Annotated in this window: 11 protein-coding genes; 6 read left to right on the top strand and 5 right to left on the bottom strand. The window is 34.0% G+C overall.

Going from position 1 to position 24029, the window contains the following annotated elements; translation table 11 throughout:
* Positions 1 to 19: 19 nt before the first annotated feature.
* On the bottom strand, positions 20 to 13111 hold the full coding sequence (locus tag BC781_RS13945; protein ID WP_146201693.1) for a T9SS type A sorting domain-containing protein: 13092 nt from the start codon (positions 13109 to 13111) through the stop codon (positions 20 to 22).
* A 457-nt stretch (positions 13112 to 13568) separates the two neighbouring features.
* Between BC781_RS13945 and BC781_RS13940 the strand changes: the two genes are divergently transcribed.
* Both BC781_RS13940 and BC781_RS13935 read left to right on the top strand, forming a co-directional pair.
* Positions 13569 to 13958, top strand: coding sequence for a hypothetical protein (locus BC781_RS13940; RefSeq protein WP_109618752.1), 390 nt, complete (start codon positions 13569 to 13571; stop codon positions 13956 to 13958).
* Positions 13959 to 14144: 186 nt separating this feature from the next.
* The gene (locus tag BC781_RS13935) at positions 14145 to 15785 is read left to right on the top strand and encodes a sulfatase family protein (RefSeq protein ID WP_109618751.1); all 1641 of its coding nucleotides are present in this window, start codon (positions 14145 to 14147) and stop codon (positions 15783 to 15785) included.
* Positions 15786 to 15840: 55 nt separating this feature from the next.
* On the opposite strand, the gene BC781_RS13930 is transcribed toward BC781_RS13935, so the two are convergent.
* Both BC781_RS13930 and BC781_RS13925 read right to left on the bottom strand, forming a co-directional pair.
* On the bottom strand, positions 15841 to 16251 hold the full coding sequence (locus BC781_RS13930) for a hypothetical protein (RefSeq protein ID WP_146201692.1): 411 nt from the start codon (positions 16249 to 16251) through the stop codon (positions 15841 to 15843).
* A 557-nt stretch (positions 16252 to 16808) separates the two neighbouring features.
* A complete protein-coding gene (locus tag BC781_RS13925) occupies positions 16809 to 17204 on the bottom strand; it encodes a SpoIIAA family protein (protein ID WP_109618747.1) in 396 nt (131 codons plus the stop codon).
* Between the two features lie 332 nt (positions 17205 to 17536).
* Here BC781_RS13925 and BC781_RS13920 point away from each other — a divergent pair, with 332 nt between their 5' ends.
* The 4 genes from BC781_RS13920 to BC781_RS13905 all read left to right on the top strand — a co-directional run bounded on the left by BC781_RS13920 (position 17537) and on the right by BC781_RS13905 (position 22370).
* On the top strand, positions 17537 to 18496 hold the full coding sequence (locus BC781_RS13920; RefSeq protein WP_109618745.1) for an NAD-dependent epimerase/dehydratase family protein: 960 nt from the start codon (positions 17537 to 17539) through the stop codon (positions 18494 to 18496).
* A gap of 158 nt (positions 18497 to 18654) precedes the next feature.
* Positions 18655 to 19770: a TRAP transporter substrate-binding protein gene (locus BC781_RS13915; RefSeq protein ID WP_109618743.1), complete on the top strand. Its 1116-nt coding sequence runs from the start codon at positions 18655 to 18657 to the stop codon at positions 19768 to 19770.
* Positions 19771 to 19979: 209 nt separating this feature from the next.
* Positions 19980 to 21065, top strand: a complete 1086-nt coding sequence (locus BC781_RS13910; RefSeq protein ID WP_109618741.1) for a hypothetical protein — start codon at positions 19980 to 19982, stop codon at positions 21063 to 21065.
* A gap of 210 nt (positions 21066 to 21275) precedes the next feature.
* The gene (locus tag BC781_RS13905) at positions 21276 to 22370 is read left to right on the top strand and encodes a hypothetical protein (protein ID WP_109618739.1); all 1095 of its coding nucleotides are present in this window, start codon (positions 21276 to 21278) and stop codon (positions 22368 to 22370) included.
* 83 nt (positions 22371 to 22453) lie between these two features.
* Here BC781_RS13905 and BC781_RS13900 read toward each other — a convergent pair whose 3' ends face one another.
* Both BC781_RS13900 and BC781_RS13895 read right to left on the bottom strand, forming a co-directional pair.
* Positions 22454 to 22711: a hypothetical protein gene (locus BC781_RS13900; protein ID WP_109618737.1), complete on the bottom strand. Its 258-nt coding sequence runs from the start codon at positions 22709 to 22711 to the stop codon at positions 22454 to 22456.
* An 84-nt stretch (positions 22712 to 22795) separates the two neighbouring features.
* Complete coding sequence (locus tag BC781_RS13895; RefSeq protein ID WP_146201691.1) at positions 22796 to 24010, bottom strand: hypothetical protein; 1215 nt, start codon at positions 24008 to 24010, stop codon at positions 22796 to 22798.
* Between the last annotated feature and the right edge of the window lie 19 nt (positions 24011 to 24029).

Here is a 24029-nt window from a genome sequence, read left to right as displayed (position 1 = left end):
ATTTAAAAATTCAATCTATCTATTCTATAACTAATCTTTGTTGTACTACACCTCTACCAGAATCAATCAATAAGATATAAACTCCAGCACTTAGTGATGACAACTCTTCAGTTTTCCATTGTAAGAAGCCTGATGTGTCTGATTTCAATTGTTTTATCATCACTTTCTTACCAAATACATCATACACTTCTAAGCTTACATCTTCTTGCTTTTTCAAACCGCCTAGCTCAATATTCAAGCTTGTATTTCTTAGCGGATTTGGGTAAAGCTTCAATGTGAAATCATCTAAATCTGATTCTCTTGAAACAAGGACAATTGCAGTATAAGTATACCTTCCACTGAAATCCGTTTGTTTCAATCTGTAATAAGAAGTTCCATGGTAAGGAGAATCATCAATTACTGAATAGTAAAGTGATAAGTCGCTATATCCTGCACCCTCTACTTTCTCAATTGATTCGAAGTTTACTCCATCAATTGATCGTTCTACAGTGAAATAATCATTATTTATTTCTGAAGATGTTTCCCATTCTAAAAGTACCTCTCCTGCTTTGTAAGATGCTACAAAGTATGATAAAGAAATAGGTAACAAGTTATCTGTAGTGCTAGAACCAAAAGTAACATAGCCATATTCTGTAAGAGGGAAATCACTACCTACTGAACCTGCAGTTGTTGCTGGCCCTGTTGCGTCTCCGCCTTTGGTATACCAAGTATTATCATCAGTATCAAGATGTGCTACTGAAATCTCATCTAGCTTGTAAATAAGACTTCTTTCATTGTCTGTCCAGTAAAGTCTAACATTAGCGTCGTCAGTACCAGAAGTCCTTTCAAGATCCCAATATTCAATTCTACTTACAGCTTCTAGTTGTCCAGCTTCATACGTTGATGACAAAGTATTTGCATTGCCTTCAATGTACTCCACTTTAAATGTACTTGAAGATCCACTATAGTCGTAAAGCCCTAATTGAGCTAAAATACCATTCTTTCCGACAGGGAAAATGAAATCTGAACCACCTTCTTTGATTGCGACACCATCGATGTAACTTGAAGCAGATGCTCCTGTAACACTTGAACTCGTTCCAAACGATATTGTCTCATTTGTACCTCCCAAAATAATACCGTCTGTAAATGTAAGCTGAGACGCTACATTAATCGGATCATTTAGGTTGATTGCAAAACCAGGTGCATCATTATTAACTATAAAGTTATAGAAATCACCTGTTCCCGACTGGTAGATATTTTGTAATTCATCACCTTCAAAAGTAACTGTTCCATTACCGTGGTTGAAAACACCACTGTTTGTCCAATCACCATCTACAGCCAATGAAATTCCACCATCAATCGTAAATGTACTTGTACTTGAAATTACAAGGTTATGAACAGACGTTGAGGATTTTAAAGTTTTAACATCGGTTCCGTTCAATTTCAAGTTATTCAAGCTCGCAGTACCTGTAAAAGTGATATCCTGATTAGCTCCATCTAAAGTAACTTCTCCTGTTGAGAGGTTTAAAGTCCCTGAAGCCTGCACATCAATATTTCCTCCTACATTTAAAGTACTAGATGTATTCGCCAATTCTAATCCTCCGTTTTGGATTGTAAGATTTCCATTTACATCTAACACATCAGTAGAATATGTTGCAGTACCATTTATTGTCAGATTATTAAGAGAAATATCCGAGTAAAGAGTCAGTGGAGTTGCAGACTCAGACTCTAAAACTAGAGTGGATGCATCTCCAAAATAACTACTTCCACTACTATTAAGGTTTAAGATATTCTCTCCTACGGTTACAGTAGATGAAGAACCGTCTTGAATAATGAAGGTTTCACTATTTATATCAAGATAATCTTCAATATTCAAATTGTATCCGCTTGTAATTGTCAAGTGACCACCTTCTTGGAAAGTAAGACCTTTAGCTTCAGCATTTGCAGTTGAAATAATCGCATTTGCAGTTCCTTGAGGAATGAAAACCTCTGAAGTACTTGATGGAACCGCATCTCTATCCCAGTTAGCTGAAGTATGCCAGTCTGTACTTACATCTCCTTGCCAAATAAATGGTGCATTATCATAGGTCCAAAGAATTAAACCAGCCACATCTGAAACTGCCTGATCATCTTTTTCAAAAGTATACCCTGAAAGTGCTCCAGTACTATTAAAGACTGTTAAGTTTCCACTTCCTGATTCTCTTACAACATTGTAAGTTGGTCCTGAATTAAATCTAACTTCTGAGAAAGTAATACCAGACCCCAAATCATTTACTACATGTAAATAGCGAGAGTTTGCTGAATTTTCTCCATTAGAGAATTCACCATTAGTCATTGCCTCACCAGACGTTTCTTCAATCGTAGCTCCAGATAAAATTTCAAGACCGTTTTCATCAAGATATTCAATCAAATAATACTCTCCATTAATTGTCGCTCCTGATTCAACCGTAAATGAATAAGGCATATTCACTCTACTTGACACTTTAGCTCTATTAGATTCAGAAGAACCTAGCAGATTAATCTTTCCACCGTTAGCAATTACTAAATCAGTTCCAGAACCTAAAGCAAGAGTCTCTCCTCCATTCACTTCCAATGTTGCACTATTCGCAACTTCTAATTTATCAGTAGCATCAGTACCTACACTCATATCATATGAATTCAAATCTAATGAAGTCATATCTACATAAGCATTACCATCAATTGTGAGATTATCTGATAATTGATAAGTATTAGAAACAGAAGGATTAAAATACACATCATTAAAAGCAACACCGCCAGTTAATACTGTTTTAGTTGCTCCATCTGAAGCATTGAAGTAGAAAGAAGAGTTATTTGGTGTCAACGTTCCTTCATTAGAAAGATTACCACCAACATAAACATCTAAAGAACTTGTGTTATCTACTTCAAGCGTACCTGTAGTTTCAACAGAAAGGTTACCTAAAATAATAGTATTCTCTTCAAAAATATAATGTCCATTTGATACCACTAGATTATTGAAAGTAGAATTACTGTTGTTTATGTATTTAGTACCTGTAGTCGTATTTAAGCTTACTGTACTTTCACCAGGTGAGAACACAGCACTTGCATTTGACTTAGACCAGTTTCCTTGAACTTCAATATCTACATCATTACCTGAATTTGTGAATACACCCTCAATTGTAACATCTCCTGAAACAATTAAATCTGAACCATCAACTTCTGATAATACATTCAAGAATGCCCCAGACTCAACTGTAAGTGACTTAGCTAATGCAGTCCCAATAGAACCATCTACTACTGGTGCATTTACAGCCGTTGAAGAAATGATAATATCTTCTAAGCCTGTAGGTACTTTCCCTGCACCTAAGTTTGAAGACCAGTTACTAGCCAAGAACCAGTTTTCACTTACACTTCCAACCCATGTTAGTGTTTCATCTCCTAAGAATGAGATTAAATCATATGGGTCATTATCAAAGTTTTCACCAGAAAGATTACCTCTTGTATTGTAGAATTCAATATCTCCTGAAGCTGCATTAAGTTTTGTAACGTTTGTTGCGCCATTTCCTGGGTCATCTACAAATGTTAGCTCTTCAATTCGATTTGAACTAGTTAAATTTTGCGTGTTCTCAATTCTTAGATAAGTACCTCCAGCAATACCTCTTGAGAAAGAACCATAACTTAAGTTATCTGTCTCGTCAATTGTACCCGTAGAAGTAATATTAAGACCACTCAAATTCAAGTCACTAAATATATAGTAACGTGCTGCAATCGTTCCATTTACAATGAAATTATATCTGGTTCCAGATGTAGATTCAATTGTTGCAAATTCACTTGAAGTACCAATTGCTTCAAATCGTCCTGTTTCACTTACCTCGAAAGTAACATTCGAACCTAAAACTAATTGACCAGCTGGACCTACTTTAAATGTTGACTCAACTGTCATTACATCCGAACTATTCCCTAAAGTTGCCTTATTACCATTCAAGTCGAAAGTTCCTTTCAATTGCGTGAAGTTACCATTCAATGCAAATTCATCTTCAAGACTGAAACTTGCATCACCATTTATAATGACATTATTGAAAGTACTTCCACCTGAAGTAATGAATGCTGGTCCAGAATTCTTAATCAAGTTTAAAGTTCCTCTAGTTTGGAAGTTACCATTGTCTTGAATCGTAATATTTCCACTTACGTAAAGATTATCATCATTATCTGATATTCTAAAGTCTCCTTTATCAATACGGAAGTTATTTAGAATATTCAGCGTTGCGTATTCTTGATCAATACGTCTTTCACTATTTACAGTCAGATCGTAAAAGTCTTTCGTTCCTTCAGCACCTAAATAAATATCTTGATAATTAGTATCATCAGCTGTTGGAGCTGCAAAAATCACTTCACCACTTCTTGCCAAGAATGACCCTATAGAATTATTATAAAAATCATCGTACAAAGTCAAAGTATAGTTACTTGTACTAACATCTAATGTAGCATCATTGATATACAGTCTTTCTTGAACAGTAATATCATCTGAAAGTGTTTTAGTGTTAGGATTTCTCAAATCTAACCTTCCGTAAGCTACATTACCTTTTACTGTCTGATCTACCACTCCATTATAAAATGTTGTAGAAGATTCATCCATTGAATACGTACCAAAATTATCAGGGAAGTTATTTGCACCTTGAACTTGGATTCTTGAACTAGCTTCCATCACAAATTCACCTGTACCATTTGTACTCTGAATTAGGTATTCATCAGTATATAAGTAATTTACATTTGATCTTAAATAAACATCTCCTGTAACATCTACATCACCCATTAAATACACTTCATTAGATGCGGCTAAATTCAGATCTAAGTTGTTAAACTTAGAAGCTTCAATATATTGATCTCCAGTACTTACAAATTCTATTGTACCTGCACCAGCATAAGAACCTTCTCCTTTCCAATTTCTTCCTGAGAAATAGTGAGTAGTACCACCATCATCGAAAGTAGCTCCACTTTCGATAATTACATCACCTTTAAAGTTAATTGTGGCAGTTGCTGCTGAAGTAAGATTAGAAACTATAGTTAAATCATCCTCAATTGTATTTGTTCCTTCAAAAGTTTTCACTCCTGTTCCATCTATTTGAAGATCATTAAATACAAAATCTTTAACAGTCTGGTTATCTCCATTCAACACAAAAAGACCCGTAGTAGAGGCAGAAACATCTCCACCATTATTCAGTAAGTCTTTTGCTACATAATGAGTGTAATTACTAGTAATCGCTGAGAGATTACCATTAGAAAGTGTCATACTCCCTAGAACATGAATCTCTGAACCAATCATTCTGAAATCTACATCACCATTGTAAATGATATTACCAAATTCAGAATTTGCGTTTGCAGTAAGGTTTACTGTACCTGCTAAAGGTGTGAAGTTAAATGTACTTTCAGTACCCTTGAAGATAGCATTACTAGACATATCCAAACTACCATCTAGTTCGATAGTCGCTCCTGAAGCTGCAGTAAGAATACCTGCATATGTTCCCGTACCAATCGTTAAGTCAGAAGAAACAGTTAAATCTGCTGCATCAGTAAGTGATAAGATACCATTAGATATAGTCAGCTTATTACATTCTGCTGTTGTACTGATAATTGGGTTATTAGGAGAACCTAGAGGAATTACCACATTTTCAGTTGATGTTGGTACTGTTCCAGAACTCCAGTTAGCAGCCGTATTCCAATCTGCACTTACTGCACCTTCCCAAGTAATATCAGTAGTACCGCTCCAGACAATTAGACCGTCAGCATCACCTGTATTCTGATCATCTTCGTAAGTAGCACCTGCCAAACGACCATTGATTTGTCCATCAAAGGTAATTTTACCTGTAGCAGTACTTAAACGACCTACATTGTAATGTACACCTTGACTCGGCGTTCTATCATGATTGAACATGACATTATTTATCGTTATACCAGCTCCTAAATCATTATCAATTTGTAGGTAACGATAATCACCACTATTGCTCGTACTAATACCTGTCCATAAACCATCTGAGAAGTTGTGAGTAGCATCAATTGTTGCTCCTGAATTTACAATAAACCCTGTATGAGCAATATGGCTAAACTCATAAAAACTTGCTGCTACTGAGCCACCAGAAAGAATGTTGATCGCTAATCTTTGATTACCCGATCTTCTTTCAATTTTGGCTAGATTCTCTGTTGACCCTACAAATGAAATTGAACCACTAACATTAAGTGTTTGATCTTGATCATTACCGTCAAACTCTAAAATACCGTTTTCTCCTATGTAAATTGCTCCATTTGCTTCAACAGTATGTGTTTCACCTAAAGGATAATCCGTATCATTATTACCTAAACGTAATGTATTATTAATAACCTCAAGAGTTGCATTCGCTTTTACCTGCAATTCATTCTCAATGTAAAGCTCATCTTGAATTTGATAAGTTCTAGCATTGGTTTGATACTCATTAATGATAAGATTATAGAACTCATATCCACCACTTGTAATTGTCTTTGTGGTAGTATCATCACTATCTAAATAAACATTAGATGTATAGGTATAAACACGTCCTTCGTTTAACCAATTACCTTTTACGATTAAAGTTGAAACGTTTTCTCCGCCATCCTCTGAAAGATACAAATAAGGTGAGCTCTCAACATGAAGGTCATCTATAGTATAAGTATTTGCAGGAATATATTTTCGACCTGTTCCACTTATTGTAAAATCTTCAAATGATAAATCAATTGCTGGTAAATATTGGTCACCAGTTCTATTGAAAATAAAACTTGCATTCGTAGAATTGATTGTACCCTCAAATGAGTGAGTATTTGAAGCTAATTCATGAGTAAGTGATCCAAAATCTACAATTGAAGTAGAACTGATATTTAAATACCCATTAATCACTTTCATGCCATTTGTAATAAGTGTATAGGTACCCCCACTTCCGTTAAAGAATACATTTCTCAATTGATTTTCAACACCAAAGTTAAGATCGATATCTCCAACGCCATTAAACTCAAGCCCATAAGTATTTGAAGTCTGAGTGAATGATCCATTATTTGTAAAAGATCCAGCGACATTCATTTGTCTACTTAATCTTACAAATGCGCCAGAGTTTACGGTTACATCACCTGCTATATTCCAAATATCATTCCCTCCATCTAAGGTCTTTGTTCCACTACCTGAGAATACAACATCATTCAATTCAAATGTCTCTGAACCACTATTTAAATCATTTCTGATTGTTTGATCAGCTCCATCAAAATAAACTGTAGAAGAATTACTCGCAGTATAGTTTTGAAGATCTACGTATGAACCTGCTAGATATAAATCGTGACCATTATCAGTATCAAGGAAAGTCGTAGAGCTCATATCAAAAATACCGTCAACGTCTAGATCACCTTCCAAGCTAGCAGTCAATGTTCCACGTAAATTCAAACGCCCGAAAGTAACTCCAGATGGCAAAATCACAGCATCAGGGGCACTAATGGTTACCGTTGAATTTTCTGATAAACTATAAGAACTAAAGCCATTGGCAAAAGCAGGCTCTGTAGTAGACGGATGATCGTTAACGACCATACTAGCAGCTCCTTCCAAAGTAAAAGCACCACCTCCATTTAGTTCATAATCATTCAGATCAAGCGATACACCGTCTTCAACAGTCAAATCACCTGTTACAGATAAATCTGCTAACAAGGCTTTAGTACTAGTACCTCTAAGTATAAGATTATTGAAATCTGTTATATCTCTATCGATATTCCAACCTCCACCTTTATGAATCAGGGTACCTGTACCCCAATTGATTGTAGTAGAAGTAGGTACACCTAAATTACCTTCTAATTCTAACGTATGATTATTGACATTGAAAACAACATTACTTTTATCAATATTCAAATAACCATTTACAGTAATATCACCTAATAGGTTTTTATTATATGCATCCGTACTTGGGATATCTAGAATTAAATTATAGTAAGTTGTTTGGTAGATATTCTGATCTAAGTCTGCTCTATATTCTACTGCGCCACCTAATAACTGATATGTTCCGAAATTAGAAGGGAAGTTATTAGCTCCTTTCACAGTCATCGTTCCGTTTGTCATTTCTAAAGATGCAGTAGCTTCTCCAGTAATACTCACAGACTCTTCTACTTGTACCGTTCCTGTTGAAGAAATAAGCATTTCCTTAAGAATATGAGCACTCTCATAAAAATACTTGTTACCTGAACCTGTAAGATAAAGCGTACTAAATTCTGTACTTGATGTACCAGTGATTGACTGATTACCTCCATTGAAAATCACAGAACTTGTTCCTGCATCGAAGGCTGCAGTTGAGTTGTTATTTACCCAATCTCCTTTTACGAAGATTAATTTATCCTCTCCCTTTAACACCGTTCCAGCGTCTGCACTAATAGTCAGATCATTCTGGATTGTCATATTCGAAGAAAGAGACTTATTACTCCCTCCACTAAGGATTACATTATAAAATACGCCACCTGAAATGGATTGATCAGAAGCACCTGAGAAATCAACCGTACTTGTTCCTTCTTGGAAAATACCTCCATTTTTCTGCCAATTACCTTCAACAGTTATTGTACTAGCTGTCAGTATATCAAATAAACCTGAAGTTAGTGTGAAATCACCTGTAACAGATAAATCACTAGAAACCATATACCTAGCTTCATCATCCTCTGCTTCAAATGTCACATTATAGAAACTTCCATTTGAACCTGCCACTGAAACCAAGTTCGAAGCACCAGATACACCATCAAATTTAACTGTAGAAGTTCCCGCATTTAAAACAGCTGTACTTGCTACAATATAATTTCCTCCAACTTGAACTTCACCACTCGTACCAAGTTCAAAAGTACCATCTGTAAAAGTTAGATCATTTATGTCTAAGGTATTCCCATTTAATGATAGCGTCAAATCTCCATTAATATCCAAATTATTGACTTGAACAGCTGAAGGGATACTTACATTATAATTGCCCGCAACAAGAGAATTATCTAATACAACATTATCTGTAGAAGTTGGAATAGCATCACCTGACCAGTTAGTAGCAGTATTCCATAAACCATCTCCAGCATCTCCATCCCATTTGACAATTGTTAGAGCATCATTATCCCATTCAATAAAGCTTGCCGCATCATTTTCATAAGCTTCGCCACCAAGAGAACCCAAGTAATCCTTGAATGTAACAACACCTGATCCACCACTTCTTTCAACGTTATTAGTCGGTCCTTCATTAAAAACTACATCTAATACATCAAAATCAGTGAATGAAATGCTATTTAGTTTTAGATACTGACTTCCAGTACCATCTGAAAATATACCATTACTAAAATTATCAGTTGCATCGATGCTACCACCTTGAATATCCAAACCATCTTTTGTGTTTTGGATAATATAGTTTTTAGCATGAATTGTACCTCCAGTTTGAGTATATGTATAAAAATCTCCTGTGTCAGGATCAGATGATGCTAATGAGGCTGGTGAAGATTCAGTACCAACTACTTTAAAAGCACCATTGCTCATCGTGATTGTTGCATCTGTACCCAAAACAAGATCTGCACCTTCATCAACATCAAGAATACCGCCATTAATCAAGATATCTGTCCCTGATGAAAATTCAATTGAATTTCCATTGAGAGAAAGTTCTCCATTCTGGACAGTAAGTAACCTGTTGTTTGAACCACTAATTGATAAATCACTTTGCAATTCATAAACTGCTCCACTTGCATCAACAGTAATATCTCTAAACGATGAAGTTCCAGGGTTAAACAAATGTGTTCCAGAAGAAGCATTAAGTGTTAATAAAGAAGCATCATTTGAATGTGAAAAAGTAGCATTATTTACAAAGCTTCCTCCTACATAAACATCCATCCCTCTAGTATGTAAAATACCAGAGTTAATTGTTAGATCATTATCAACATCAAATGTTGAGTATAGACTTACTGTATTATTACTTCCTAATTCAAAAACTACATTATAGAAGTTATTAGCATCATACTCTCCTGTTTGCTCAGTTGGGTGTGGGTAAATATTAGCATTTCCACCTACAAAAGTTACTGTTCCCTCTTGAGCTTCAAATGCTCCATCATTTGTCCAGCCTTCCTCAACTGATATGGAATAATTACTAGAACTCACATCTAAAGTAGCTCCAGCATTTATATCCATATAACCACTTAAAACTACATTACCCTCAAGAGTAGTAGTACCTGTTGTTGAGATTACTAAGTCATGGAAATTTGAACTACTAATCGTTTGATTAGTACCATTAAAAGTAACAGCTCTGTATGACTCAAAAGTACCCGTGTTATTCCAATTACCTGTTAATGATATATTTCTTGAATTAGCATCTAGATAAGCTCCATCAATTGTAATATCACCATCAACATTTATTTCTTTATCGGTGATAATCTTTTCACCATTACCTGAAAAAACTAAAGATGGTAAACTTGCTGTATTTGCATTCTGAAGACGTTGTTCTTGATCTCCATTAAAGTGGATTATTGCTCCATCTCTATAATTAATAGTAGTCCCTTCGTCAAAGTAGAAATAACGTCCTACAAATAATGTATTAACATCTAAGTCTATTTCTGCATTATTTTTATCTAGATCAAAGTTTCTACTAACAACCACATCAGAATAGAATTCAACTCCTCTATCGTTTTTAATATGTAGATTTCCAAATGTTGAATTAGATGTTGTAGTTAAATCTTGACCATTACTAGATTCTAAGGTAGTAGTTCCTGTTAACTGACTAAATGTACCTGTTCCATTCTCAGTCCAATCCCCCCCAACAGTTAAACTTTCATCAGAAGATGATACTGTTACACCATCATTAATACTTAAATCTCCATTAATTATTAGTGTACCACTAATTGTTTTAGTGCCACTTCCGGCAAAGGTTACATTATTAAAATTAGATTCTCTAACCGTCTGATCTCCTCCATCAAATGTCAGGCTTCCAGTCATGATTGTCCAATCTTGATCCATTAACCAATCACCACCTATTGTAATGCTCTGACTATTATCGCTGAAATCAATATTTCCTCCTACTCTAGAAAAATCACCTTCAACATCTAAAGAACCTCCAGCAGTTTTTACACCAGATCCAGATAACTCAATATTATTATAAATAATACCCGTTGGTATCGTTTGATTAGCTCCATTAAATCTAATTACAGATCCATTCGTACTAAATGTCTTAATAGTAGATGAGTTAGCATTAAGGAATTCAGAAGTTGAAGAAGTACGTAACTCAACAAAATCACCTATTGAAAAATTACTAGCTCCAGTAAAGTCATTCGTTAAAACATGATCTCTGAGATCTATAACCAAATAAGCATTTTCAGCACCGTCAGGGTTGCTTACAACAAATTCCTCTTTGAAATTAATGTTATCATAAAACGTAACATTTCTATCTTGAGTTAAACCTGTTTTATTGACCTGAATCTTACCAAAAGAATAAGAAGTACCACCATCTAACTCTTGTACAGTTTGAGCATTATTTACTCCATCAAAAGTAAATGTACCATACCCAGAAGATGCAGAAGTAATTGAACCTCCGTCTTCATTATAAATATTCCCAGCTAAGTTCACATCAAATGTGGAAAGCTCTAAAGTAACATCATCTCTTAAATAGATATGATTAGCTATATCAACATTCCCAGTAAGTGTTTTGGTATCTTCATCTAAATATAAGCTACCGTAACTCCAGTTTGAATCTGTTGGTTCGATATTCTGTGCTAAAGCCCCATTATAATAAATGAAAGAATTCTCATGAACACTATAATTAGCTGTAGAAAAGCCATTAGGAAAATTATCTGCTCCTCTTAGCTGTAATCTTGAATTATCACCCAATGAGAAAACACTAGAAGATTTACCTGTTAATTGTGCACCATCATTAATGGTAAGATTAATACCATCTTCTATAAAAAAGTCATTAACCTTAAACTCATCTCCAGCTTGAATACTTGAGCTACCTAAGATTTTTATACTTCCTGTGTTACTCAAATCAATAACACCATTTGCCTCATCGTCATAAACAGTTCCTCCATTTATTTCAATATCTCCAGTAATACCAGCAGTAGCATCAAGATCTGTATTAGATAATCTAAAACTATTGAAGGATAAAAGATCAGCTGTGCTTAATTCCGTTAAATCATCAATATGTAATTGACCTGAAGCTTTTAAATCACCAACTATAGTTTTCAAATTATCAACACCATCATCATCTGCGAAACGCACATTGTAAAATGTAACATCGCCTGATAATGTAATACTCTGGTTCGTGAAACCATCGAAATTAGTAGTCGATAAGGTTTGATTGTAAGAAGAGCCACTTTCTACCGAAAAATCTCCATCTATCAACACATTCAAACCTGTATTTACTGTAGTATTTGATGAAATGATAAAATTGCCAGTTGTAAAGACTTCTGCTCCAAAATTAACAATCCCGCCTCCATTAAACTCTACGTTATGAAAGATAAGATCGTTTGAAGTAGCATCTGAAGATAAAGCGATTGCTAAATCATTTGTAAAAATCACGGTACCACCAGCAGAACCATCATATGCTGCCCCATTTGTAATTTCTGACCAACTACCACCTACAGTGATGGTATTTGTTCCTCCTACAAATGTTGCATCATCTTCAATTGTTACATTTCCTTGAATATCCAAATTTCTAGAAACCACATAACTAGCTGTAGTACCATTAGCTTCATTAGGATCTTTAAATGTAACGTTCCCCAACTCTATTGAACCTCCTCCAGATAAAGTAAACGAAGTACCTAAAGAAGAATGCCAAACCAAACTCGTTTGATTCAGAATATCATCATATAAGTCTAATGTTCCTTCAACTGTAATATTATCATTAGCAGTTAAAGTAAAAACATCTCCACTTTTTGTACGAAGAGTCGCCCCAGACTCAACTGTTAATTCCCCAACAGACACATCACTATTTATTTCATAGGTATGTCCATTTAGGATCGTAAATGTTTCGGTGCCATCAAAGACGGGGGTACCTCCATCCCATGCAGAGACCTCCGTAAAATCTGATAGTGCGGTGTTTGATGTATATTGGGCATAACTTAATTTAGATAAGCCCATAAACACCAGAAGTAATAACAGGTAATAAGTCTTTTTCATATTAATAAGAAAAAATTCTTAGCTAAAAATAGAATAGATAGTAAACAGAAAACAAAAATATTAAAAAATGAGTATTAGTTAATATTAACAACGCGAAAAACGCATTGAATTGATAAATAATTGTCAGATTCCAATAACAAAGACAAAATAGTACAATAATTTATTAGGAAAGTAATCTTATCTCAACACTATCAATCCTACTTTCTCTTTAAACGAAATAATAAAAATACAAATAGGATTATGCTCATAAAGGTTTGCCACAATAGAATTTCTTGAAAAACTCACACGATTAACATAGTACAATCAACCATAGGAAGAATTCAACAACAAAACCAAAAATATTCTAAGTATAAATTGCACTATAACAACTTTATCTAAGGCGTTAAGATGAATATCAAAATTATATTTCTAATTTAAATACAAATATAATTCTCACCTATTTGCTACGAAGAACAATATGGACACTAATTATACTATTTCTTTGAAAACAGGCTATATCCATGTTAAAGCTAAGGGTATCAATGATTTTGACACGACTCTTGATATGTGGAAAGACATTATTTCTTCGTGCAAAAAATATAATTGTTACAATATCTTAGGAGAAACCGTAGTTGCAGAAAAAATTGATTTCAAATTTAGTTTTGACATGATAGAAATATTCAAGCGTGTTGAAATGAATATGAGTTATCGAATTGCTTGGGTCAACCATGCCTTTGAAATTCAAGAAGAATTCAATTTTATAGAAACGGTCTTAAAGAACCGATGTATAATCAATGGACATCTATTTAATAATATTGAAGATGCCCAAAAATGGATTTTACTTGAAACTGATAGCGCTACAGCATAATTTTTAGGTTTCCACCTTCCACAATTCCAAGAACATACTTTTATTACGAAATATTTAGAAAAGTAAAAACTACTTTTTAAAGCAATACTCCTACCTTATAAACTGAATCGCTTCTAAAAAAATCACACCCATTTGAATAGTGATTCAACTACCATCTAACCAATTTTTTATTGAAAGTTTTTAAATATGAAAAAGATCTCACTCTATTTATTATTGAGTGTTAGCTCATTTATTGTTTCTTGTCAAAGTAAAAAAGAAGCTAAAAAACCTAATATTCTATTTATCATGTCTGATGACCATGCCTATCAAGCCATTAGTGCTTATGATGATCGTTTGATTCAGACTCCTCAGATTGATAGATTAGCCAATGAAGGTATTCGTTTCACCAATGCATGTGTTACCAACTCAATTTGTGCACCATCAAGGGCGACTATCCTAACAGGCAAGCATACCCACATCAATGGAAAAATTGATAATGTGATGCCTTTTGACACGACACAAGTGACTTTCCCTCAGATATTCCAGCAAAACGGCTATCAAACAGCCATGTTTGGAAAATTACATTTTGGAAATAATCCTAAAGGTGTAGACAAGTTTATGATCTTACCTGACCAAGGTAATTATATAAACCCCGACCTTATCACTGAAAAAGGAGACACAACTATTATAGGTTACGTCACAGACATTATTACAGATCTTACCATTGATTGGCTTAAGGAAGAAAGGGATCAAGAAAAACCGTTCATGATGATGTACCTGCATAAAGCCCCTCATAGACCATGGTGGCCTAAAGCTGATAAATTCGAAAAGTACAGTCGAATGACATTCCCAGAACCAGAAACACTTTTTGATAATTATGAAGGAAGAGGAACAGCAGCTAAAACTGCTGAGATGAATATCCTAAACCATATGCAATATGGTCATGATAGTAAAATCAGACCAGAAACGCTCGCTGAAATGAAAGATGTACTGCCTGTGGTTGATTCATTTCCAAATGGTTTTTATGGACCTTATAACAGAGCAAATAAAGAACAAAAAGCTCTTTATGATCCTATAGTAGATTCTATCAATAATGTTTTCAAAGAAAATTGGCCTAAAATGACCGATGAAGAAAAGATGAGATGGAAGTATCAAAGATATATTCAAGACTATCTTGCTTGTATTGAATCGGTAGATGAAAACATAGGTAGAGTTCTCGATTACCTAGACAAATCTGGATTAGCTGAAAACACAATAGTTGTATATACTTCTGATCAAGGATTTTTCTTAGGCGAACATGGATGGTTCGATAAACGATTTGCATATAACGAATCATTTAAAACACCTTTACTCATTAGATGGCCTGAACATATTAAAGAAGGTACTGTTTCTGAAGAAATGGTTCAAAATCTAGACTTTGCTCCTACCTTTTTAGATGCTGCAGGAATTAAAGTACCAGAAGACATGCAAGGTGAGAGTTTAGTTCCATTACTTGAAGGAGACACCAGTAAGTGGGATAGAGAAGATGTTTATTACCATTTTTACGAATATCCTTCTATTCATATGGTAAAACGTCACTATGCCTTAGTTTCTAAAGAATACAAACTTATTCACTTCTATCATGATGTTGATGAATGGGAATTATACGATCGTAAAAAAGACCCGATGGAGATGAAGAATGTTTATGATGATCCAGAATATGCTGAAATCGTAAAAGAACTTCATCAAAGGCTAATAGCTATGCGCAAAAAATACAAAGATAGTGATGAGTTAAATCAAAAATACATTGATCGTTTTTATCATAGCGAAGAATACAAACATGAGCTAGAAAACTTAAAAAATCATTAATAGTCGATGTAAAGAACTACAGAAAGCCTTTTTGAATATTTTCAGAAGGGCTTTTTTATAGGCTATGCTGTAAGATCAAAGTCAGTAAGATTCCGGTATCAACTTCATCATACTCACTCATATCTAATTCTATTTTTTCACCACTTTTTTTGATGATTGCTAACTTTCCTAAGTCCATATGAACAGACTTTATCTTTTTATACTTTAAAAAACTGATTTCTATAACTTCCAATTTGATTAGAATTAGATTTTTATTCCACCACACATAATTACTCAAGAATAAAGGGAATAAGTAGATCCCACTCAAAATCATAACTCCTAGAACACCTAAGAGCAAACTTATAGTATCAGAAAGTATAGGATATATAAAGAGAGATACTAAGCTGTAAAAAATAAGTATAACAGATAATAGCGTAGATATCATTTTCCACTTTTTCTTGGGGTGGTCAAAGTAAATCTTTCTCATATCAAAAAGTATGAAAGATAGTATTAAAAAATATACAACATTAAACCAAGTAGATTTTGGGTATAAAAAAACCCGTTTTTAGAACGGGGGTTAATTACTTATTTGTTTCGTTTTTGATTTCAATTTTACCACCTGTAGTTTGTAAAACTGTAGCCCCAGATTTAAGAGCATTTTCGATCATTTCCTGTACTTTTTCGTTCATAGTAATTATTGGTTTAAAGTAGGTTTAAAAATCTAAAAACAATAAAAATTTATTTATAGCTTATTTCAAAATAAAAAATAGGGTTTCACTATATGTTTAATTTGAGTATGTATACGGTTAACATAGGAATGAGTTTAAAAATTTAAATGTATTAACAATACAATAAAAGAACTTATAAAAATCCTACTATCTAAACATACCAGACACACAATCGTCAATGTGTACCCCATCATTTATTGAAGCGCTGATGAATATAAGTAAAAAAGGATTATAATACAAATATCATTAGGGCTTAGACCAGACCAACTTCTCCATAAATTAATAAAACACAAGATTTAATTATCAGGATACCTACTTAAAGCCTTGGTCGTAAATGTTGTTCTTCCAATTCAGATTTCAACCACTCTTTGGCTTCTGCTAACTCAGAAATTGAGAAAAACTGAAATTCCCCTGGTGTAAAAAAACCTGCAATCATCAAAGACTCTTTCAATAATTTAGAATCTGTTACAATCGCTATTTTTTCCCAATGCGTATAATGCTTAAGACCTACTTTTGTATCATCCCACAAAGCGGCTCCTTCAAACTTTTCAAATTCTTGATCTAAAAAATATAAAAGTCTTAGATTTTTTCTTTCTGAGAAAGCAGCTTCAACAGCAGGTATAATAATATTTTCATAATCCTCGCCTGTAATAATTTTTGTCAACTGAAAACCTAAAACATCATTCGGTAGATTGTCGATTATATGAACCATTTGAGAAAATAAGTGAATTGAACAGAAATTTTCGATTACAATTTTTACAAGTATTTATAACCTTTATTGAGAAACATAAAATAGGATTTGAGAATTCATATGAAGATTCTAAATCGTACATTTCAAGCAATGTTTACAGCTAATAAAACTTCATTTTTATCTTCAAATGAGATATGTTTGTAAATAACATAACTCAGCAGTTGGGAGTGGCGAGAGCCTATTTACTAAGCTAAAAGTACACTTTTTCAACCATTTTATCTTTTACAAGTAAGATTAGGATTTTTAGATGGAGGTGAGAGGCCGTCTAATGTCTATTTGAAGAAATAAACATCATGGATAAACCAACAAGAATACTCATTATCGGAGCCTGTGGACAAATAGGAACTGATTTAGTTGTAGAGTTGCGTAAGATTTATGGTACAACAAATGTTGTAGCTTCTGATATTGCAGAACCTAAAGCAACACTTTTAGATGGACCATTTGAAAATCTTAATATAATGGATTCTGATAGACTGTATGAAATTGTAAAAAAATACGAGATTACAGAAATCTATCATCTAGCGGCTATTCTTTCAGCTAAAGGGGAGCAAAACCCTAAAATGGCCTGGGACATCAACATGACTAGCCTCTTAAGTATCTTAGATATTGCCAAGGAAGAAAGTATCAAAGTCTACTGGCCAAGTTCTATTGCAGTCTTCGGACCAAATACACCAATGGACAACACGCCTCAAGATACAGTTATGCAACCTAATACCGTTTATGGTATCAGTAAATTAGCAGGTGAAATGTGGTGTCAATATTACCACGAAAAATATGGTGTTGATGTAAGAAGTATCAGATATCCTGGTCTTATCAGCCATGGTTCTTTGCCTGGAGGTGGAACGACTGACTATGCTGTAGATATTTTCTACAAAGCTATTGAAGGAAATGAGTACGATTGCTTCCTTTCAGAAGACACTTACCTTCCAATGATGTATATGTCTGACGCTGTTCGTGCTACTATCGAATTGATGAGAGCACCTGCTGAAAAGATTAAAGTTCGTACATCCTACAATTTGGCTGGAATGAGTTTTTCTCCTAAAGAAATTTATGAGGAAATTAAAAAGCATTACCCTGAATTTAAAATTAAGTACTCACCTGATTTTAGGCAGGCTATCGCAGACTCTTGGCCTTCAAGTATAGATGATTCTGTAGCTAAAGAACATTGGGGTTGGAATGAAAAATTTGACCTTGCGGCTATGACAGATGATATGCTTTATCAGCTTAAAAAAAAGATTAAAATAACTGTTTAGGTTATCAAAAGACTTATATAGATATTAAAAGGAGTGTTTTCAAATTGAAAACATTCCTTTTTTTATGATTTTAATCTAATCTGATCACAATTGTATAATCTTAATTTTTCCTTATCTTAAAACTATTTAAACAACACATACTAACAAATAAGGAGAAAATGTCAGCTGATAAAAGACGCAAATTCTTAAAAAATGCGAGTATTTTGGCTGGTACTGTTCTAAGCGGAAGCTTAGTGAGTGCTTGTAATCAAGATAAGATTAAATCGGTTCAGATTCAGAAGAAATCTAAAACCTACAATTGGCGATGTGTAACTGTATGGCCGCCAAATTTCCCTGTATTAGGTACTGGAGTAGTTGATCTGGCCAAAGAACTTGAAATCCTTTCCGAAGGGAGACTTAAAATTCAAGTTTATGGCTCAGGTGAATTAGTTCCTGCATTAGAATCTTTTGATGCCGTTCAACTTGGAGGTGTTCAGATGGCACATGGTGCTTCCTATTATTGGGGAGGAAAGATGCCTTCTGCAGTATTTTTCTGTGCTATTCCATTTGGAATGACCGCTTCTCAAATGAACTCTTGGATATTATATGGTGGAGGTTGGAAACTTTGGAAAGAACTCTACGACAAAGTAGGACTTATTCCATTTCCATGTGGAAATACAGGAGTGCAAATGGGTGGCTGGTTCAATAAAGAAATAAATAGCATTGAAGACTATAATGGTCTTAAGATGAGAATGCCTGGACTTGGGGGAAAAGTTTTAGCGAAAGCTGGTGGGGCTGCTGTTACTGTACCTGGTGGAGAAATTTATACAAACCTAGAACGAGGAGTTATTGATGCTACAGAATGGATTGGCCCTTATCATGATTATCTTATGGGTTTTCATAAAATAGCAAAATACTACTACTACCCAGGTTGGCATGAACCAGGTCCAATGCTCGAATTAGTTTGTAATAAGAAAGCTTACGAAAGTCTTCCGAAAGAATTACAACAAATGATCGAAACCGTTTCATTGAAATATAACACCTCAATGAGAGCTGAGTTTGACGCGATGAATAATCTGTATTTAAACAAGATCATGGAGGAATCTGATGTACAACTAAAAGCTTTCCCAGATCAGGTCATGCAATCACTTAAACAAATATCGGAGGAAGTCATTGGTTCATTAGTAGAAAATGATCCTTTTTCACAAAAGGTATTTAAAAGTTATGCTGAGTTCAGAAAAAATATTTCAACATGGGAAAAAGTCTCTGAAAAACCCATGGGATTATACATGTAAAAAAGGTCCTCTAAGTTTCTTCTACTTAGAGGACCTTTTTTATTTTCAACCTATTACCCAGCTCCCCACTCCTACATCATGTATAGTTTTAAAACTGTATTTAAGAAATTTTAAAACACCTTCCCAACGCTCTCCTTCTACTTTGTGTCATAAACATATCACAATCAAGATAAACCAACTAACATTGTTCAAATAGAAAATATTGAAAAATGCAATCTTTATCAAAAGGTAAAAATGGTTTAATCTTAAAAACAAACAACAACTATCTAATCGTACTCAGAGGTTTTACCCTCTTGAGCATTACAATTTTATTATTTCAGTCACAAAGTTATGCTCAGCTAATTGTAAAAGACAGTTTAAAAGAGTATCCATATTCACTCCCTATTTGGGGACAAAAAGCACATAAAAAAGGAATAAAAATGCCTCTACCCATTGGATTTAGTGTGAATTATGTTAGTAGTACCATGGGAATGGGGATTTCAGACTTAACTATTGATCTAAATCCTATCGAGTATAAAAAGGATCGACATGGTGAATATAAACTCGATGAAAATGGGAATAAAATTCCTAAATCGTATTTGGGTCAAAACATGTCTCAAGAGATGATTGATGGGCTAGTCGACGACCACATCATAGGTGCTCTTAACGAAGAAGTGACTTTAGCAACAGCAAATGGCTGGAACTATAGAATGGATATTTACTTACTTCCATTTCTGAATGTTTATGGTATGATTGCAGATGTAAAAGGAACAACCTCTGTAGGACTAGGACCTGACATGACAACAGTAGATTTTGATGCTCTAGCATACGGAGGGGGAGTCTCTCTGATGTATGGCATTAAGGGCTGGTTTACTACTGTAGATATGAATTATTCTGTAAGTAGTACTGACTTAATTGATGAACTCGTCCCTGTTAGCACTTATTCAATGCGTATTGGAAAAAAGTTTGAGATCAACAATGGTAAACAAGGATTTGCTATATATTTAGGAGCAATGAATCGAAACTTTATGAATGATAAAGCTTCTCCAGGTACTATTGACCTTAAAGAGCTTCTTACAAATATTGAAGACCCAGAAGAACCAAAACTTCCAGATGCCATACGAAATCAAATCATAAGTACACTTGAAAACACAAGAGTCAACTACTCGATCAAAAAAGAATTACTTCAAACTTGGACAGTCCAATGTGGCTTTAGTTTTGAATTCAATGATCATTTTGCGCTAAGGGGAGAATATGGAATTGCTGAAAATAATAAATTTCTAATGACAGGACTGAATTATAGGTTCGGATTCTAAACTTTACTAATCATAAAAAAGGCTGTTTATAAACTAAAACAGCCTTTTTACATTCATTCCCTACTTCACAATTATTAGCTGAAAAACCTGCAAATGGTTTACTCTAGAAACAAACATATCAAAAGTCTTTCTATCTTTGAACACCTAATTAACCTAATTTAAACTTGATGGAAAGTACTTCCATGAAGGAACATTATTAATCTATTTTAAATGCAAACTTTATTTAAGAAAAAGTTTGAGAGCTTACCTATGCTCTTATTTTTCTGTGCTTGTCAAAAAGGACTAATTTTTCTCTTTATTCTAAACTTCATAAACCTAGTTATACCAAATCATTCATTTGCTCAACAAGCTGTCATTAAAAACATCAGTGACTCAACTGAGATAAATGATTATCAATACATATTTCCATTACTTGGAGAAAACGTCAACGAAAAAGGTTTTACTCTTCCCTACCCTCATGGAATCATGATCAACTACCTTACTGGAAAACAGATGTTAGCTATCGATAAAATGCAAGTAGGTTTCAATAATCATGGTATGATTGATCTAGATCCTATTATCAAATTCAAGGATAATCAAGTAAATATTCACTCAATCAATACAAGAGTTGATACTTGGGTTCTTCCATTTCTAGATGTCTATGGTATTGCTGGGAAAAGCTATTCTAATACAAATATCCATGTGGTAGAACCCATTAACCTTGACCCTATAGTTGATGTTGAGAGCAAATACTATGGTGTTGGAGCTATGCTCGCTGGTGGAATCGGTAAATTCTTCATTTCTGTTGATGCGAATCAAGTTTGGACATTCAGCCCACAGCTGGATGATCCATCAAAAGTACTAACTGCTGGAATCAGAACTGGGCCAACCTTTAAAATCAAAAATAAACCTGAAATGAATATTGCATTATGGACAGGCCTTCAATTTTCCCGATTTGGAACAGAAACAGCAGGACAAATTGATGCTTCTGATATTTTCCCTAATGGTTCTGAGCAGATCAAACAGACTCAACAACAATTAGCTATTTGGTATGACAACCTCTCTCCGATCAAACAAAAATTATATGAAACTCCTTATAACAATGTTCAAGATGGATTATCAAGCCTTGAAGGAAACAGCACCATACAGTACTCTATGGATAAATATATAGAATACCCATACAACTTATTATTAGGTGCTCAATGGCAAATCAATAGGCGATGGCAAATAAGAACGGAGGCTCAAATATGTGGCGATAGAAGTGCAGGACTTTTTTCTGTCAATTACAGATTTGGTGTCAAAAAAAGAAAATTTAGAAATGCTTAAAGACAAAAGAGTCAGATACTTTAAATGTACCTGACTCTTTCGCTTTATCTTAATTCTATTTGAGGTTTAAAAAGAAGAAAAGCTTAAGCCTCTCCTTTGTTTCTTTTCATAGATTCAAAAACCAGTCTTTCTTCCTCTTGTTGAAGTAATTCCTTAGTAACTTTAGATACTGTCAACAATTCGGCCATAGCTTTTTCAGCATCATCTTTAAAACTATACTTTTTTAGAGCTTTAACCTCTCTACTGATTTTCACTTCTGCCTCATTCTTGAAATAAGCTGTAACAAACTTCTTAAGATGTAAATCGATTGTTTTTTTCAGCCTTTCCTTTTCCTTACTCATCTTTATAATTCAATATTTTATGCAAAGAAACCCATTTTTAATCACATTCACTAATCATAAAACCTTCATTAGCAAAATGAAATTCTAGTTTTCTTCAAAAGGTAAAAAAGCATATTTACCAATCTGCCAATTGCGATTAAACATTTGAAGTAGTACTGCAGCTTTAGCTTGATCCGCATAATACTGTTTAGCTACTTTCTTAAAGGTATCCCCTTTTTTCACAAAATGAACCCCTTTGACAGGTACTATAAACCAACCTTCTTTACCAACCGGAATGTATTTGATTGTAGCAGTTGGGACATGAAATAAATGTGCAACATCAGATGATTTCAAAACACCTTCATCATCTCTGAATAAAGCATATAAACGACATTTCTCGGTATCAAGTCGATCAAAAGAACGTTGAATTATCCAATCTTTTTCCAATTTTTCATTGGCTATTATAGATGCTAATTGATCATCTTTCTTATCAAGATCAGCTAATAAAATTTCATTCTTAGCCTTTGTATCTTCTTTATCAGAAGTTAGGTTTGAAAATGTAAAAAGATGAAAACCTAAGATTAAACCAACAAAACCCACCATTGAGGCAAAAGCAATAAAATCTTTTGTCTGAATTATTTTAAAGATTTTCTGCTTCTGATTCATTGGAGTTGCCAAAGGTTGTTTCTCAACTTTACCTTTAACTTCCTTCAGTATGAACGAAATACTCTCAGTCGTCTCTTTCTGAAGAATATCATTTATTGTTTGTTTCTTCTCTGCTAATGTTTGGTTTGAAGAGACAATTTTCTGTAGATAATAGGAGTCCACATAATTTAAAAGCCTATTTGGGCAAAGCAACAAAAGGTCTCCATGAATTAACTTGACATTTTCTAAGACCTCTGAAGTAGACTCAGAATCTAAATCTTGATTTATAAAAGTTGAGATAGTACTATTATCTTTCTTATTCAATCTGATTAACATCCCTCCTCTCAAAAGAAATAAATGATGACCTCCTGAATGATAAGAACAGAGTTGATTATTCTCATTAAAATAAATAGCAGAAAAAGGCATACTTGAACTACTCGGATATTTTTCAACTAGCATTGAATAAGCTTTTTCAAGCATTTTAGCTGAAATATCCTGTTGACTTAACAACTTCAAGTATTCTTGTTCAAGGGCTAAAAACTCTCCATTTTCTGATGAAATCAACACAGATAATGGATTTGTGTTCCCTTTTGTATATTCTAATTGGTCTTCGTTTTTATACTTTATCATAGCTTCTAAAGCTTGTAGCACACCTACAAAAGTAAGAGTATTCATTTCAAAATACATCATTTCT

It is taken from the genome of Sediminitomix flava (assembly GCF_003149185.1).
GTDB lineage: Bacteria > Bacteroidota > Bacteroidia > Cytophagales > Flammeovirgaceae > Sediminitomix > Sediminitomix flava.
Note: the sequence above shows the minus strand (reverse complement) of the source record. Positions and strands in the feature narration are given on the sequence as shown.